Source organism: Photobacterium sp., from assembly GCF_057456235.1.
The window spans coordinates 275,859-293,559 of the sequence record NZ_JBVCPH010000001.1; the positions used below are offsets into that span (position 1 = coordinate 275,859).

14 protein-coding genes are annotated in these 17,701 nt (G+C 46.6%); 8 read left to right on the plus strand and 6 right to left on the minus strand.

Going from position 1 to position 17,701, the window contains the following annotated elements; translation table 11 throughout:
* Positions 1–14: 14 nt before the first annotated feature.
* Positions 15–1,169: a DNA cytosine methyltransferase gene (locus AC2204_RS01185; RefSeq protein WP_318923510.1), complete on the minus strand. Its 1,155-nt coding sequence runs from the start codon at positions 1,167–1,169 to the stop codon at positions 15–17.
* Between the two features lie 190 nt (positions 1,170–1,359).
* Between AC2204_RS01185 and AC2204_RS01190 the strand changes: the two genes are divergently transcribed.
* Positions 1,360–2,364, plus strand: coding sequence for a phage integrase (locus tag AC2204_RS01190; RefSeq protein WP_318923512.1), 1,005 nt, complete (start codon positions 1,360–1,362; stop codon positions 2,362–2,364).
* 287 nt (positions 2,365–2,651) lie between these two features.
* On the opposite strand, the gene AC2204_RS01195 is transcribed toward AC2204_RS01190, so the two are convergent.
* A complete protein-coding gene (locus tag AC2204_RS01195; RefSeq protein WP_318923513.1) occupies positions 2,652–2,939 on the minus strand; it encodes a hypothetical protein in 288 nt (95 codons plus the stop codon).
* Between the two features lie 359 nt (positions 2,940–3,298).
* Between AC2204_RS01195 and AC2204_RS01200 the strand changes: the two genes are divergently transcribed.
* Both AC2204_RS01200 and AC2204_RS01205 read left to right on the plus strand, forming a co-directional pair.
* Complete coding sequence (locus AC2204_RS01200; RefSeq protein WP_318923925.1) at positions 3,299–4,930, plus strand: mechanosensitive ion channel family protein; 1,632 nt, start codon at positions 3,299–3,301, stop codon at positions 4,928–4,930.
* A gap of 276 nt (positions 4,931–5,206) precedes the next feature.
* A complete protein-coding gene (locus AC2204_RS01205; RefSeq protein ID WP_318923515.1) occupies positions 5,207–5,644 on the plus strand; it encodes an META domain-containing protein in 438 nt (145 codons plus the stop codon).
* A 132-nt stretch (positions 5,645–5,776) separates the two neighbouring features.
* Here AC2204_RS01205 and metE read toward each other — a convergent pair whose 3' ends face one another.
* On the minus strand, positions 5,777–8,080 hold the full coding sequence (gene metE / locus AC2204_RS01210; RefSeq protein ID WP_318923517.1) for a 5-methyltetrahydropteroyltriglutamate--homocysteine S-methyltransferase: 2,304 nt from the start codon (positions 8,078–8,080) through the stop codon (positions 5,777–5,779).
* A 217-nt stretch (positions 8,081–8,297) separates the two neighbouring features.
* Here metE and metR point away from each other — a divergent pair, with 217 nt between their 5' ends.
* A complete protein-coding gene (metR, locus tag AC2204_RS01215; protein WP_318923519.1) occupies positions 8,298–9,209 on the plus strand; it encodes an HTH-type transcriptional regulator MetR in 912 nt (303 codons plus the stop codon).
* A gap of 68 nt (positions 9,210–9,277) precedes the next feature.
* On the opposite strand, the gene AC2204_RS01220 is transcribed toward metR, so the two are convergent.
* Positions 9,278–9,466, minus strand: a complete 189-nt coding sequence (locus AC2204_RS01220; protein ID WP_318923926.1) for a DUF4250 domain-containing protein — start codon at positions 9,464–9,466, stop codon at positions 9,278–9,280.
* Between the two features lie 101 nt (positions 9,467–9,567).
* On the minus strand, positions 9,568–10,239 hold the full coding sequence (locus AC2204_RS01225; RefSeq protein ID WP_318923520.1) for a hypothetical protein: 672 nt from the start codon (positions 10,237–10,239) through the stop codon (positions 9,568–9,570).
* Positions 10,240–10,559: 320 nt separating this feature from the next.
* On the opposite strand from AC2204_RS01225, the gene AC2204_RS01230 reads away from it, so the two are divergent.
* From AC2204_RS01230 to glpC, 4 genes are all read left to right on the plus strand, one after another.
* Entirely contained in the window at positions 10,560–11,753 is a 1,194-nt protein-coding gene (locus AC2204_RS01230) for a GGDEF domain-containing protein (RefSeq protein ID WP_318923522.1), read from the plus strand.
* Positions 11,754–11,995: 242 nt separating this feature from the next.
* Positions 11,996–13,723, plus strand: coding sequence for an anaerobic glycerol-3-phosphate dehydrogenase subunit A (glpA, locus tag AC2204_RS01235; RefSeq protein ID WP_318923523.1), 1,728 nt, complete (start codon positions 11,996–11,998; stop codon positions 13,721–13,723).
* Positions 13,720–15,078, plus strand: coding sequence for a glycerol-3-phosphate dehydrogenase subunit GlpB (glpB, locus tag AC2204_RS01240; protein ID WP_318923525.1), 1,359 nt, complete (start codon positions 13,720–13,722; stop codon positions 15,076–15,078). Before glpA ends, glpB begins: the two co-directional genes overlap by 4 nt.
* Positions 15,075–16,286 carry an anaerobic glycerol-3-phosphate dehydrogenase subunit GlpC gene (gene glpC, locus AC2204_RS01245; protein WP_318923527.1) on the plus strand — a complete coding sequence of 404 codons (1,212 nt, stop codon included), beginning with the start codon at positions 15,075–15,077 and terminating at the stop codon, positions 16,284–16,286. Before glpB ends, glpC begins: the two co-directional genes overlap by 4 nt.
* Before the next feature lie 73 nt (positions 16,287–16,359).
* On the opposite strand, the gene AC2204_RS01250 is transcribed toward glpC, so the two are convergent.
* Positions 16,360–17,577 carry an MFS transporter gene (locus AC2204_RS01250; RefSeq protein WP_318923528.1) on the minus strand — a complete coding sequence of 406 codons (1,218 nt, stop codon included), beginning with the start codon at positions 17,575–17,577 and terminating at the stop codon, positions 16,360–16,362.
* Positions 17,578–17,701 lie beyond the last annotated feature (124 nt).

Genomic DNA, 17,701 nt, shown 5'->3' on the forward strand with positions numbered 1-17,701 from the left:
TGTAGGCACTTTTCTTATTTCAATCTACTGCATATTGCAGTAATGAGATGCTTCCCTAATTCTATGGGCACTGCATTTCCTATCTGTCTGGCTTGAGATGTTGCAGTGCCTTGGAAGATGTAGTCATCAGGGAATGTCTGGAACCTTGCCGCATGACGTAGCGTAATACCATGGTTGTGCCATAGATGCACAAAACGACCTTTTGATGGATTATAACACCCTGTCGTCATCGTCGGCCCTGGCAGGTGATAACGAACACGGCCATAAACATCTTTATGGCCTTTATGGCCATTGCTATGACATTTCAGCTGAGTGCCGATTTCATCACGACTTCCATTAGGTCCTATTTCCGCAAACCGTGCTGTGAGTTCAGGAGTATGGTTCATATGAAAAGCACATGGGTCATCTTCTATCGAAGCTACAGGTTTACCGAACTTCAATGAGTCAATTATTTGCCAAGCCTTATCATGTTCAATACTGTCTTTTTTCACAAACCGTTCAAATAATCGCTCTAATTCTTTTTCAGGCGGCCGTTCGAAAACATTAGAAGCAGTTAACCATTCTGACTTATTTGAACCCGGCTTGAAATGCGTTGGTTGAGGTGGCCATTGTAAGTCTGCTAGATCAACATCTTCTCGAACACCAAGAATGAAAACACGTAATCGATTCTGAGGTACACCATAATCTTTGGCATTAATGCGCTCTGGCCCGATAATCTTGTAGCCATTTTCTTTAGCCAAATCTAAAAAATTGTTCAGGTGCTTTTCGTGGCGCTTCCACAACATACCCGGAACATTCTCTACAAGAAAAACTTTTGGCTTGAGTGCATGCACAAAATCGAAGTATCGAATAAGCAGTTTATTACGAGGATCATCAACTGAACTATCCCCTAGCCGGTGTCCAGAAAATCCCTGGCAAGGTGGACCACCCAACAACAGGTCAAGCTCACCTTCTTTAATAGCGAGCTCTTCCATGAATTCAGGAATATCAATGGTGTTAATATCTTTAGAATAAACCTTTGTAGGCGCTTCTAAACGATCAACTAGGTTTTGCTGGTAGGTAATCGCAGCTTGTTCATCAAACTCTACAGCAGCCATAACCTTTACCCCAGCTTTATGAGCTGCCAGAGAAAAGCCACCTGCCCCTGCGAATAAATCAATTGCTTTCATGTACCAACAATACCAATAAAATAATTAAAAAAATCAGTCAGATTATACCTTTGAATGGCAAATGTACCACCTTGGAAAAATCAACTGCTGGATAAACGTTCAATCGTATGTCTGCAATATGCAGCAATAAACATTGCAAAGTTAAAATTGAGTCCTAGAATGACTGTATATAAAAACAGTATATACTATTATGGCCGTTAGAAAACAAACAGATAGTTCATGGCTTTGCGAATGCTACCCCCAAGGGCGGCAAGGCAAACGTCTACGCAAAAAGTTTTCGACCAAAGGTGAAGCCCTAGCTTTTGAGCGTTTCACCATGCGTGAAATTCAAGATAAGCCGTGGCTTGGAGAAAAACCCGATAATCGCCGGTTATCAGAGTTGGTTGATTTGTGGTTTGAGTATCACGGTAAAAACATTAAAGCCGGTAAGATGTGTTACCGCCGCTTGCAGGTGATCAGCGAATTAATGGGCAACCCTATAGCAGCCCAATGCAGTGGCCGTGATTTCACCCGCTATCGTGCAACCAGACGAAATATTGTTGTAAACGGTGCAAAGGAACTGTCGCCACAAACTCAGAACCTGGAGCTTACTTTGCTCAAGGCTGTGTTTAATGAGCTGCATCGCTTAAATGAGTGGAACCACCCCAACCCTTTCGAAAGCGTTAAAAAAATCAAGACACCGGAAAAGGAACTCGCTTTTTTAACACACGAACAAATCATCCACCTTCTCGACTTTGTGAGTCACACCAACAATGGTGAAGAGATAGTTAAAATCATCAAAGTCTGCCTTGCTACTGGGTCACGCATCATGGAAGCCGCGAACCTCAAAGGTTCTCAACTGACCAAACACAAAATCACGTTTACCAATACCAAGGGGAAGCGAAATCGCACTGTGCCTATTTCATCTGAGCTGTATGATGAGATTCACTGTCGCGGTAATGGCCCACTTTTCACTACCAATTATTTGCCTCTTTATAAACGCATCCGCCGGTGCTTCCCTGAACTTCCTAAAGGCCAAACGACACACGTATTACGTCATACCTTCGCAAGCCACTTCATGATGAACGGTGGCAATATTTTAGTGCTTCAGCGCATACTGGGTCATACCGATATAAAACAGACAATGGTGTATAGCCATTTCGCCCCCGATCACCTTCAAGATGCCGTCACTAAAAACCCTCTGAACTTCCTTTAAACACCTTTTAATCCGCCGCCAGAAAGTGGCGACAGAGTGGCGACATTCGTGAATAAAACCCACTAATACTGATGCATATTGCATTCATCAACCTTTCACAACTGGTTGATAAATATGAAAACCCTAGGTATGACGGGGCTTGCGGGAAGTGGGGATATATTAGCGATGGTACTATTGCCCCCTTCTTGCAAGGGGGCTTTTTTTACGGAAAACCATCAGTAAAACCAACTCATGTACGCAAAAATGACAACAATTTGGCGGCAACCCATCGGCTCCAATAAGTTCAACTACCTTGTCAGATCTCTTTTTATTCGCTGAAATTCACCACCATGGTCAGGGAATTGTAATGTCGACCTGACATCACCAAAGCTCATTGCTATGGTCATTTTTTCTTCATCAATATGAAACCAAACAAGCTGATTTTTATTAATATAAGCTTCACGACTTGAACTGTATTCAATCCCTCTTATTCCCGCCGATGTTTCAAAAAGCTCTTTTATTCCGCCACCAGACGTTTCGAAAAGATCCTTAATCCCGTTTTTTAAGCTGATTTTCACAATATTATGATTAATCATTACGCCACCTAAAGACTACCTGCCAAGCCAACACTTACTGCGACGATCACTCAGTTATCAAACTAATTATATTCAAGTGACCTCAAGATGCTCGTTTTAGCGAAGATTTATTGGCTATCAGGCAAAGTGCCGATTTAAACATATCGCAACTGTACGTTGAAAATCAGCGACACAGCCTATTTCGCCAGTCAACTCGCCCTTTGGGAATGATCCAGCCCGCCCGCGTTGAGAGACTGCAAACACAAAAGATACTAAAGATAATAATCCAAGCTATGGTTTTTTATGTGCCCAATTCTGAACACCAGATGATTGCGTTTGCTATGCTTGTAAAATCCCTGTTGGCAAGAGTAGCGTTTATAATGCGGGTATTGGTTTTATTATTTCTGTTACTGTCATCTTTTTGCATTGCACAAGAATCCTCGCCGCAAATTGTGAAACTAGAACAACTTGATCAGGAAATTGCAGCACTTTATACCGAATCTCAGACCATGTCGGGTTCCGCTCGGGATGTGGTTCGCCTACAGCTTCTCAATAAAAACAATGCGCTTAGGGAGGTTATTCAGGATTTAATTGATAACCGGACCGAAGAGACGCATGAGCTTCTTCTAAGACATGTCCACCAGCAGGTTAAATTCATCTCAGACGCATCGGTTTTTTTGCTCAATAAAATAAAAACAGATGAAAAGGAACTGGACAAGGAAACGAATGAAGGAAAACTTTTGGCGCAGAAGTCATTGGATGAAACCCGCCGTTTTTCCTCCCGCCTGTTCGAAGAACAATGGGAAAACTATCAATGGCTAAAACTACTTGGTGACCCAGCACCGAAAAAAGAACAAGCACTGATCAATGATATTGAACACCGGCTGGAGTTCATGTCTGCATCCCTGACCTTCGATAGCCAGCAAGAAGCCTTGCTCAGTAAGCAGCTTAAATCAGCGACTGAAGGAGAAAAAACCTCCGTCCAACTGGTGCACATTCTTGCACAGCGCAAAGTAGCCAGTGACATCGACACCTTGCAGTTTTTAGTCAAGCTCGGTGACAAGATGGCTCTGGATACGACAAAGTATAAGCAACAGCTTTTTGAAGCCACAGGTACCCTTACCAATGATCTGCTCAATCTCGACGTCATTTTTTCGATCATCTCTACCTGGGGGAATGAATTCGGACAGTGGATATTTGATAAAGCGCCACAGCTACTGTTCAATTCCCTGATCTTCGTATTCATCATTATCGTGTTCCGCGGGCTGAAAAAATTAACGCGGAAAATGGTGAAAAAAGCGGTTTCCTCACCAAACCTTAATTTATCGCAGCTGATGCAGGACTTCTTCACCTCCATATCCGGCAATGGCGTTTTTGTCATAGGCCTGCTCATTGCCATGTCGCAAATTGGCTTAAACTTGGCCCCAATCCTTACTGGTTTTGGTGTCGCCGGTGTGATCATCGGTTTTGCTTTACAAGATACCCTGTCCAACTTTGCCTCCGGCATGATGCTGCTGATCTACCGGCCATTCGATGTGGGTGACTTTGTGGAAGCTGGCGGCGTATCGGGCAAAGTGAGCCATATGAGCCTGGTAAACACCACCATAAAAACGTTTGATAACCAAATCATCATTGTTCCAAACAGCAAAATTTGGGGAGACATAATCAAAAACATGACACATGAACGCGTTCGGCGTGTCGATATGATCTTTGGTATTGGTTATAGCGACAATATTGAACTGGCAGAAAAAGTGTTGAGTGACATTGTTGATGCTCACCCTGCGGTATTAGGTCAGCCAGAAAAAACCATTAAACTGCACACGCTTAATACCTCCTCTGTTGATTTTATTGTTCGTCCTTGGGTAAAAACTGAAGATTACTGGGATGTATACTGGGATATTACTCGCGAGGTTAAAATCCGGTTCGACCAAGAAGGAATTTCTATCCCCTTCCCGCAACAGGATGTTCATCTTCACATGATCGAAAAAAAACCTAATACCAAGTTAATGTAAACGGTGTTTCAAACGACTTCAGATCATTTCAGACGATATCTACCGTGCAAAGCCACAGTAAAAATCACGTATTTCTAACACATATTATTTTACCTTTGTCATAATTGATTTTAATCCTTAAAGCTCAGTGACTTATTCATGCTGTGAATAAAGAGATAGCAAGCTTTCTTATTGTTATACAGTTTGGTATTAATGCTCTCCATTCTTTAATTGATCGTAAGACAGCTTCTGTTCAATAAAGAGTATATCCACATCTAAACCCTGGGAATCGACACTATGAAAAAGCGTTTACTTACCGTATTGGTATTACCTATGATCCTTGCTGCATGTGCAGGCAACAACGGCGAGATCAGTAAAATTGCAACCGAGGGGGATCTTGTTAACCACAATTGGGTGCTCACTCAAGTTGACAACAAAGCCATTGAGTTACCAGAGCCGTTTACAGCCCCCAATATTGGGCTCACCAATGACATGAGCGCAAATGGTTATTCTGGCTGCAACCGTTACTTTGGTCAGGCTGAATTGAGCGACGGTCAGTTACGCATTGAAAAAATGGGAATGACTATGATGGCCTGCCCTGCCCCGGCAATGGAGATGGAAAATACCCTGACCCAGACACTGACGGACTGGAGTGAGGCGAAAATTTCTGGTGATCAGTTAACACTAACAAGCGCCAGCCACATACTGACTTTCACACGTACTGAGCCTCAGTAATCATCGTTGCACGTAAAGGCGGGGGGATCTACCCTCGCCTCAAGTCTGTAACTTAAAGATATTTTTTGATTTTTCCACATCGAAAAAAAGAGTGCTTAGAGCACTCCCTCAATTTCTTTTCATGGCAATTTGTTAAACCGCTTTTGCATGCCACTCCTCACGAAGTGCTTTTGCGGCAGTAACCATATTACTCAGGGCGGCTTCGGTCTCCTCCCAATTACGGGTTTTCAGGCCACAGTCAGGATTAATCCATAACCTTTCAACCGGAATAAGGGCTTCTGCCTTCTCGACTAACTGAATAATCTGTTCTACTGGCGGAATATTAGGCGAGTGAATATCATAAACACCCGGGCCTATTTCATTCGGGTAATTAAATGCTTCAAATGCTGTTAATAACTCCATGTCTGAGCGAGATGTTTCAATGGTAATAACATCGGCATCCAGCGCGGCGACAGATTTGATGATGTGGTTGAACTCGCTGTAACACATATGCGTATGGATCTGCGTTTGCGGATCTGCACTTCCCGCCGCGATTTTAAAGGCATTAACAGCCCAATCGAGATACAACGGCCACTGGCTCTCTTTCAGGGGCAAGCCTTCACGAATAGCCGGCTCGTCGATCTGAATAATCTTGATGCCCGCCGCTTGCAGATCGGCCACTTCATCACGCAGCGCTAAGGCTATCTGGTTGGCAATCTCTTCCCGCGTCAAATCTTCTCGCGGAAATGTCCAGCCCAGGATGGTGACCGGGCCAGTCAGCATACCTTTGACAAGCTTGTCTGTCAGAGACTGTGCGTATGTCGCCCACTCTACTGTCATTGCTCTGGCCCGATAGATGTCTGACACGATAATCGCCGGTTTTACACAGCGAGAACCGTAGCTTTGTACCCAGCCGAAACGGGTTACCGCAAAACCCTCTAATAATTCGGCAAAATACTCTACCATGTCGTTACGCTCAGCTTCACCATGAACCAGTACATCAAGATCCAATGCTTCCTGACGGGCAATAGCATCGGCAATATGATCTTTCAGCACAGCGTTATAATCGGCTTTACTCAGCCTACCTGCTTTAAAATCACTTCGCTGAGAACGAATTTCAGCGGTTTGCGGAAATGAACCAATCGTTGTTGTGGGTAGCAGCGGTAAATTCAAGGCTCCGCGCTGCTTGCGTGCTCGTTCGGCATACGGCGCTTTACGGTCAGCCAATGCACCGGTAATTGCATCAGTGCGCCGGCGCACATCAGGGTTGTTGACCCGTGCGCTGTTTAATCGCGCTTTAATGGGAGCACTGTATTTATGACACTCCTCAATCGCAATGCTGTTACCATCCAAAGCCTGTGCAAGCAAGGTGACTTCACGACATTTTTGCTTCGCAAAAGAGAGCCATTGACGCACATCGGGTGACAGCTCTGTTTCAAGATCTACGTCAATGGGGCTATGAAGTAACGAACAGGAGCTTCCCAGCCACAGACGCTTGCCGAGCTGCGCTTTAACCGGTTGCAGTTTCTCAAGGAGCTGAGACAGATCAGCACGCCATACATTGCGACCATTGACGGCTCCTACTGACAGTACCCAGTGATCGGGCAGCGCCTCAACCACGTCGTCCAACTGTGCAGGCGCGGCAGATAAGTCTACATGAAGACCGTCGACATTCAGCTCAGTTATCTTGTCCAGATGGTGGGTAATGTTGTCAAAATAGGTGGTAAGCAATAACTTCACGTCGCCATTCAGTACCTGATAAGCCAGTTTGAAGGAATCTGCCCAGGCTGTTGGCAATTCAAGCGTCAACACGGGTTCATCAACCTGAACCCACTCTACACCCAGTGCGGCCAATTTGGTTAAGATCTGCTGATAAGCAGATAACAGACGCGGCAGTAACGTCAGGCGATCGAAACTTGCTTCTTTTTCTTTACCTAGCCAAAGGTAAGAAACGGGACCAAGCAAAACAGGTTTTACATTGTGGCCTGCTTTTTTCGCTTCAGCCACTTCTTCAAACAGTTGCTGCCAGCTGACAGTAAACTGATCGTCTTTAGTAAACTCAGGAACGATGTAATGGTAATTGGTGTTGAACCACTTTGTCATGTCCGATGCCGCACAAGCACACCCGGTGGGCGCTTTGCCGCGTGCAACCCGAAAGAGTGTATCAAGATCCGGAAAGCCGTTCTTGTGACGTTGGGGAATATGACCAAGTAACATGCTGGTGCTTAAAACATGGTCGTACCAGGCAAAATCCCCCACAGAAACGTAATCCAGCCCGGCACCGACCTGATCCCCCCAATGGCGGTGGCGCAATAAGCTACCCACGGCCTTAAGTTCTTTTTGATCAATCTCACCGCGCCAGTATTTTTCCTGTGAAAATTTCAGCTCTCGTTGTGAGCCTACACGCGGGTAACCCAGAATGTGGGTGATGGTTTTATGAACTGCTGAAACTGTCATTGTGATTCCCTGCTGTCTATTTAGCGGTATGGATGGCTAAACAATGGCGCATATAAACAAGATGAACAATTTCTAATTACTCACCTTGATTATGAGAAAAATTAATAATCATTTCATTAGATCAAAACCACAGGCAATAGACGTCTAGATGTTTACACATCCTTATTGAACAGGTACATTGAATTCATAGTGATCACAAGGATGTTGAAATTCGCTCATGATTGAAATTAAGCACCTCAGAACCCTTTCTGTTCTACGCGATACAGGTTCTCTCACCGCAACGGCTAACACCTTGTGTCTGACACAATCTGCTTTATCACACCAACTAAAAGATCTGGAACAACGGCTGGGCGGACAACTCTTTCTCCGTAAAACTCGCCCTGTAAAGTTTACCGCTGAAGGCGAAATTTTACTCCGACTGGCAGATGAGCTGATCCCCCGTATTGTTAAAGCAGAACACGATCTCTCAGGCCTCAAAGCCGATGCCAATGGCCGGTTGCATATGGCAATTGAATGCCACTCCTGCTTCCAGTGGCTGATGCCGGCATTAAAGGAATATCAGATCCACTGGCCTTCCGTGGCACTCGATTTCTCTTCCGGTTTCGGGTTTGAACCGATCCCGGCGTTGGCCTCTGGCGAGCTCGATGTTGTGATCACTTCAGATATTCAACCCCGGGCTGAAATTCACTACGAACCTTTATTCGATTTTGAAATGCGATTGGTGGTATCCCCTCAGTCGCCTTTAGCCGATAAAGACGTTATCGAACCTGGTGATATTGCCAATCAGACGATGCTCAGTTACCCGGTGCAAAAGAACCGTTTGGATGTTGTAAAGCACTTTCTCCAGCCCGCGAACGTCGAGCCAAAAGCCTGGAAGCAAGCAGATAATACGTTAATGCTGGTTCAGATGGTGTCTGCAGGCTTAGGCGTCGCGGCGCTGCCAAACTGGGCGATTCATGATTTTTCCCGCCAGGGACTCATTGTGAGTAAACCGCTTGGGGAGGGATTATGGCGCCGGCTATTTGCAGCCATCCGTTCATCGGAGCAGGATCGCCATTATTTACAGGCATTCTTCGCTACCGCAAGGCAACAGTGCCAAACGCATCTTGAAGGAATTAAAGCGGCGTAGAACCCCCCAAAGGACAAAAAGGCCAGCATTGTTATGCTGGCCTGTTACTTTTAAATCTGATTGGGTGTTTACTTAAATTGATTGGTAATTGGATCATAGCGATAACCGATCGTAGCCATTTTCTCGGTCAGCTCATCAGCATCTAATTCATAGCGACTGACCAGCTCATCCATGCTGGAACATTCCAGCCTGAGTCGTTCGTTGATAATACCGATGACAATTTTACTGTCCATATTCAGTAGATTTGAAATTTCCATACCGCCTTCCCCTTCACTCGCTTTTCTACCGATAAGCATAGTAGGGATCAAATCAACCGGCATAAAAAAGCCCTCTATCCCGAACTCGCAGGTTTAGATGATCAGAACAAGGTTAACTGCATTGAGCCGGAAACCACCAGCAATACCGACGCCACCAACAACTGCCAGCGATTTACGGTGCGGCTGAGTAGAATATGTGACGCCCACACCAGCAGGGCAAATACCAGCAGCAACAGCGCTGCAATGACATTCGTTGTCATTGCTTCAACGACTGCAGCATCAATATCGGTCAGCTGCCACAGCATAAACAGAATTAAGACCATTGCACTGCTCAAGCCCACAAACGGCAAAATACGATGAAAAGCTTGTAAGCGCGTTTTGGCTTGAGCCAACAGTAAGTGTGCCAATGATGATCCAAACAGTGCGATTGCCATAAAACTCATGCCAACCTGTGGCAATGACATTGATGGTAATAGCACGAGCCAGCACAGAGCTGCCAATCCGTTAGCAGCCATCAGAACCGGCATTGGACCTGTATCACGTGTTTTTCCCGTTTTCGCCTTGAAGCTGAAATACGCCAATGCCAGAAGAGGTAATACCGCCAGCGGTTGAGCCATAACGGCTAACAGCCAACCGACAAGGACAACTGGCAACGTTTTATGCACGCGTCCGCGCTGCCCGGGACAAATGTTACCTTTGGTCAACACCAGCGTAAGAATAAGCTGAGCACCTAATAATGCGGGAATTAAAAATGTTAAGTAGCCTGCTAACATGATCATTCTTGTGTGAAATTAAAGTGGCGGGATTATATACCCAAACCGCCTCAAGATGCAGAGTTCAGCGATAATTCATTAGATTTAGTCAAGACTGCTGTTCAGCCCATGACGCTGAAAAAATGGGCCACATTGCATTCATATCAACCCAAATAAAACAATGCTTACCGTAACGACGCCTATCGTTGCTACATTTCTTGGACCAAGGTCACAGTGACGTTACTCAATCTGTAGAATAATAAGCTCACTCAGAATAGAGATAATTTGCACTGTATTTTGATCTATCCCGAATCAGTAGCCAGATACCAGATGGGAAGAAAATGGACAAAATAAAGCAAACAATGCGCCAAAACCTAGAGCCGCTGCTTAAGTCGGTAAAACTGTATTTGCCTGATTTATGGAGTAAAAAACCGCATACATCCAGTTTTCAGAATACACGAAGTAGCTACCTCCGCACCCGGACATCATTGCTCTCTATCGTTTGGGGAGTGCTGTTCATGTTATGGATCCCCTTCGACGTTTACTTTTTACCTCTGGATCAGGGCCTGAAAATTACCATCGCTCGCATTCTCCTGGGCACTTTTCTCTTTTTTATCGCCAAAATAAATCACCAGCACAGCTCGTTAAAACAAGCCCAATGGTGCATAACTGCGCTGGTTGTCGGATTCAATCTGTTCTACGTTTACAGCTTAGTGGTGCTCGATTTTCCGTTAGCCTTCAGTGGATATGAATATGGCTACACACTGTTACCCATCATTTATATTGCAACCCTAACCATTCTTCCGCTCACCATTAAAGAAAGCCTCAGTCTGCTGACTATCACAATACTGACCCAAATTTTAGTTAACCTTCTGACCGAACGGCTGCTCTCAGCTGAAAATCTCGCCAACTACTGGCTGCAAGCAGTCTTGGCCTTGATGGTACTTTGGTCTCAGCTCTCTAAGCTCTACATGTTGATGCGGCTCTACCGCCAGGCGACGCTGGATCCGTTAACCGGTATTTATAACCGTCGCATGTTATTGCAACTGGCACAGAAATCACTGGTAAACTGCGAACTTAAAGGCAATTCCTTTTCAGTATTACTGTTCGATATCGATAAGTTTAAGCGTATCAACGATACTTGGGGCCATAGCGCCGGAGATAAAGTGCTGCGCGGGTTTACTGACTTCATGCAGACAAAAATACGTAAAACCGATCTGTTCGGGCGTTATGGCGGCGAAGAGTTTGTTTTATTTCTGCCGCGTTGCGATCAGGCAATGGCCCATAAAATATCCGAACGTATGCTCGACAGTATCCGCAAATTGGATTTTCCTGTTGGTCTCGATGACACCCACTTAAGTATCACAACCTGTATTGGTATTTCCACCTATTCGCCTGGCGACACGGTGTCATCTATGCTTGAGCGGGCCGATCGCGCTCTTTACGAGTGTAAGAAGTCTGGCCGCGACTGCTGTCGTTTCCACCCTGTCGGCCATCTCACCCTCAAAGATGAACGCCGCCAAGCTGTCGCTTAACGTTTTCGCTCATAATGTCACTCCTCCTGCCACGTATTAAGCGCTTTAAAGCTCTTTTTTCTGTTCACATGCCTGTTAATTAGCCAACCAACCACCAAATAGCGCGAACGAACACTCGTTCGACCATTTACGTGTAGTAGATCAAATAATTCCTCGCTGAGAAGTGGCATATTTATGCTATACGAAAGGGAATCAAACTGTTCCTGTGTGGGCTGGTTAACAAATAATAAGCGAAAACGAACATGACTAGTTGGTTTGAAACAGACGTCGTTATCATCGGTGGTGGTGCAACCGGAACAGGTATTATGCGTGACTGTGCGTTGCGCGGGATCAAATGTATCCTGATTGAAAGGGATGATCTTGCATCAGGCACCACCGGCCGCAACCATGGCCTGCTTCACTCAGGAGCGCGTTACGCCGTCACGGATGAAGAATCGGCCCGTGAGTGCATTCAGGAAAACCGCATCCTGAAAAAAATCGCCCGCCACTGTGTCGAAGACACCCAGGGATTATTTATATCGCTGCCCGATGATGATCTCGACTTCCAGAAAACCTTCTTATCAGCCTGTACCCGTGCCGATATCAACGTTGATCAACTGAGCCCGGAAGAAGCCCTGCGCTTAGAGCCCAACTGTAACCCTGATTTAATTGGTGCGGTGAAGGTTCCTGATGGCACTATCGACCCCTTTCGTTTAGCGGCATCCAATGTATTGGACGCGGTTGAACACGGTGCGCGCCTGTTTAACCACAGCACTGTCACCGGCTTGATCCGCGAAGGCCATGCCGTAAAAGGCGTGAACTGCCTTAACATGAAAACCGGTGAGCATTTTTCCGTACGGGCCAAACAAGTCATTAACGCTGCCGGGATCTGGGGCCAGCAAATCTGCGAATACGCTGATCTGAACATCAAGATGTTCCCGGCTAAAGGCTCGCTGTTAATTCTGGATTACCGCATCAACAACCTGGTCATTAACCGCTGCCGCAAACCATCCGATGCCGATATTCTTGTTCCTGGCGATACCATCTCACTGATCGGCACCACATCTGAACGTATTGATTACGATAAAATCGATGATCTGCATGTTACCAGTAAAGAAATTGACATTTTATTGGCAGAGGGCGCCAAGTTAGCACCGATTATGGCGAATACCCGCGTGCTTCGGGCTTATGCCGGTGTTCGCCCTCTGGTTGCGGTAGACGGTGATACCAGTGGTCGTAATATCAGCCGCGGTATTGTACTGCTTGACCATGCGGAACGTGACGGCATGGACGGCTTCATCACGATTACCGGCGGAAAATTAATGACCTACCGCATGATGGCGGAATGGGCAACCGATATGGTCGCAACAAAGCTGGGCAATACTCAGCCGTGCATTACTCATGAAAAACCGCTACCGGGTTCTGAACAGGCCCCCAAGGCGATGAAACACACTGCAAGTTTGGCAAAACCAATTTATCAATCGGCTTATTATCGCCATGGCGAACGTGCAGAAAAATTCCTGAAAAACGATAAAAAGAGCCAGGCGGTTATCTGCGAATGCGAAATGGTGACCAGTGGCGAGGTGGAATACGCCATCAAAGAACTGGATGTCCACAACCTGATCGATTTGCGCCGTCGTACTCGCGTCGGTATGGGACCATGTCAGGGGGAGCTGTGCTCTTATCGTGCTGCAGGCCTGTTCTCTGAATACGGCCAGACTTCGGGCACCGAAGCCAGCCACTTACTCAGCGATTTTCTTGAAGAGCGCTGGAAAGGCATCAAGCCGGTATTCTGGGGCGATGCGCTGCGTGAAGGCGAATTTACCTACTGGATTTACGAAGGCCTGTTTGGCGTCAGTGATATTCCGGAACAAAACGACATCCCTGCGCTAACCGAACCGAAGACACCGCGTATTCCGTCAGAGACTAACAACAGCAATATCGGAATTAAAAACAAGAACAATAGCGAAAACAGCGAGGTTGCATCATGAAATTTGATAGCTTGATTATTGGCGGCGGAGTTGCCGGGTTAAGTTGTGCGATCCGCTGTGCAGAAGCCGGACTCAAAACCGCAGTTATCGCGGCAGGCCAAAGTGCATTACACTTTTCTTCGGGCTCTATTGATGTATTAAGCCGACTGCCAAATGGCACACCTGTTTATCAGCCGTTTGCCCAATTCGATGCCCTGAAGGCCCAAAGCCCGAATCATCCTTATAGCAAATTAGGCGAAACTAAAGTGCGCGAAGCACTCACTTGGTATCAGGAGATGATCCAGGCCCGCGGCGTACTGCTGTCTTCTCAGCCCGACGATAGAAACCATCTTCGCCTGACCCCCATGGGCACATTCCGCTCAACCTGGCTATCTCAGCAAACGGTACATCAGTTTCCACTGACCGACACAGCCGGGCAATTGGCCCATATCGCCCTGGTGACCATTGACGGCTTTCGCGATTTCCAGCCGAAGATGGCGGCTGATAACCTGGCCAGGCTGTCACAGTTTAGCGAGGTAAAAATCACCACCGCGGCGGTCGAGTTGCCTGATTTTGACACTATGCAGCGTAATCCTTGCGAATTCCGCTCGATCGATATTTCGCGGGTATTGCGCGACGAAACGAAACTCCATGCTTTTGCCAAATCCTTAATTCAGTCGGTAGGCAAAGCTGATCTGGTGGTGCTTCCTGCCGTATTTGGTAATGGCGATGGTGCAGCAACTATCAAGCTACTAGAAGGATTAACCGGCTTTACGATTTGTGAACTGCCAACCATGCCACCGTCTTTACTCGGTATTCGCCTCGAGGAAGCAATGAAATCTCACTATAAAACGCTAGGAGGTCTTATTCTGCCCGGCGATGAGGTTCAGGGCGGTGATTTTGAAAACGGTAAATTGAAATGTATTTATACCCGTAATCATCGTGATATGCCCCTGATTGCAGAGCACTTTGTTATTGCGACGGGCAGCTTCTTCAGCCGCGGCCTGGCCGCTCAGCGCCTCAATGTAAAAGAACCTGTCTTTGGTCTCGACACTGCCGCCATTCCGGACCGCGACCATTGGTATCAGCCCCAGTTTTTTGCTCAGCAGGCACATCCATTCCTGAAAATGGGTGCCGACTGCAACTCACAATTTCAGGCATCCGTAAATAATCAGACAGTCGAGAACTTATTCTGCGCCGGCGCATTGCTCGCGCATTATGATCCCGTCTTTGAAGGGTGTGGCAGCGGGGTTGCAATCAGTACCGGCTACTGTATCGCCGAACAAATGATCGCAACCGCTACTTTAACGAACCCAACCGACTCTGACACTGAGCAACAACGCCGACAAGAACAACAAGAAAGGACTATCGCATGAGCCTTCTACAAAAAGACACCAGTTTTGACCAGTGCATCAAATGTACCGTTTGTACCGTTTACTGCCCGGTCGCAAAAGCAAATCCACAGTATCCGGGCCCAAAACAGTGCGGTCCTGATGGCGAACGCCTGCGCTTAAAAAGCCCTGATTTTTATGATGAAACCCTGAAGCTCTGCACCAACTGTAAACGTTGTGAAACCGCCTGCCCTTCAGGTGTTAAAATTGGTGACATCATTGCGGTTGCCCGTGACCAACACGCCAAAATACCATTAAACATCAAGACCATTCGTGATTTCGTCTTGAGCCATACCGATCTGATGGGTTCGGTAGCCACACCTTTTGCACCAGTGGTCAATGCCGTCACCAGTCTCAAGCCGGTGAAAAAAATCATGCATAAAACCATCGGGGTACATGATCACAAAAGTCTGCCTAAGTACTCCCATGGTACATTCCGCCGCTGGTACAAACAAAACTGCACCAGTCAGGCGCTGTACCCTCAGCAAGTGCATTATTTCCACGGCTGTTTTGTTAACTATAACCACCCGCAGCTAGGCAAAGACTTTGTCAAAGTGATGAACGCGATGAGTATCGGCGTACAGCTGTTAGATAAAGAAAAATGCTGCGGCGTGCCTTTGATTGCCAATGGTTTTTTCGATAAAGCCAAGAAAAATGCCAAACTGAACATTAAGCACTTTGAAACGGCGATTGAAAAATACGATTCCACCATCCTATCCACCTCATCAACGTGCTCTTTCACGTTACGCGAAGAATATCCGCATGTATTAAAAGTGGATAACACAAATGTGGCCGACAAAATCGAATATGTAACACGCTTTTTATTACGCCACTTCATGAATGGCAATACACCAAAAATGAAGCCCATAAATAAGAAAGTTGTCTATCACACCCCCTGCCATCTGGAGCGAACCGGCGGTAGCCTATATACCATTGAGTTGTTAAAGATGATCCCGGGGCTGGAAGTGCAGGTATTAGACAGCCAGTGTTGCGGCCTTGCCGGTACTTACGGTTTTAAAACCGAAAACTACGAGACTTCAATGGCTATCGGTAAAAATCTGTTTAACCAGATCCGTCAGTCGAGTGCCGATTTTGCCATTACCGATTGTGAAACGTGTAAATGGCAAATCGAAGAGAATACGGCATTAGAGACCATTCACCCTATCTCTCTGCTGGCCATGGCCCTCGCCTAAGCATCAAATCGCAAATAAATAAGGATACCCTCTCATTCATTGCGGCCAGTACTTGCAATGAATGAGACCGGTCTTAAGCTGCTGGCTGAATGCCATCTGACGCGGCTTTTTCTTTGTTATTTTCCAGGCGCTTTAATCGCAAACACAGTACGTAAATCAGGCAATACAAGATCGTTCCTCCCGCCAATACCGCCGACCATGCCCCGTATTGCCAACAGGCGATTAAATAGAAACCACCGAGGCTTCCACCGACATAGTAATGTACCAGGTACAAGGCCGTCGCCGTTGCCTTGGCGGTCTTCGCTTTCTGGCTTACCCAGGCGTACGCCAGTGAGTGGGTAAAAAAGGCACCCGAGCTGATCAGTAATAACCCGATAAGCATGGTATAGAGAGAATCATATACCGCCACCCACATACCCAGAGCGCTGACTGTGGTGCCTAAAATCATGCCGTTAACGGGGCTGTATACCTGGCTCCACCTGCCACTGAATTTTGCGGTTACCGTACCACTTAAATAACAAAGAAAAATCAGCGATGCCAAACTGATCGGTAATGAATAAGGCGGAGCAACTAACCTGAACCCCATGACCGTATATAAATTGACAAACAACGCGAAGTTAACACCGCCAATCAGCATTGCCAGCCATAGTACCGGCTGCTTCAAATGCCGTAACACGCCTTTATTGTGCGCTCGTAACTGGCCCTTCTGTGGCTGGAAGTATTGCTGCTCCGGTAATAAGACATAAACAAGCAGCGCACCGAGAAAACTGAACACCGCCATCCCGATCACTGCCGTTTGCCAGCCCCAGTTTTCAGTCACAATGCCACCAAACAGTCGTCCGGATATCCCCCCCAGCGAGTTCGCACTGATATAACTCCCGACGGCCAGCATTAGTGCCTGGGGTGTAAACTCTTCCGCCATATAAGCCACCGCGACAGCGGCAAATCCGGCCAGCGACACCCCCATTGCCGCCCGGGCTAAGGTCAGCGCCAGCAAACTCTCGGTAAGTAGCATTGTCAGCCCAACCAAAGGCAGCAAGAATAAACTCAGCATCATCACGCGCCGACGCCCGAAAACTTCTGAACTGACCGCCCAAGGCACGAGCGTTACCGCCAGGGCCAAGGTACCGGCGGCTAACAGCCAGTTAACCTGAGTAGCACTCACTGCAAATTTTGCGGCCATTAGCGGCAACATCGGTTGAAACAAATAGAGATTACAAAACACCAGGAAGGAACCCAAGGCAAGAGCAAAGCTGGCACGGCGGTATGCGGGTGTTTTTATTTCAATCATCTTTAAACTACTCAGCAAATAAGGACCAAAAGCACATAAAACAAAGTGCACACTAGTGACAACAAGGAAACGGTAGCAATTGAAGCGCAATAATGAAAATATATAAAAACTATCATGATGATAA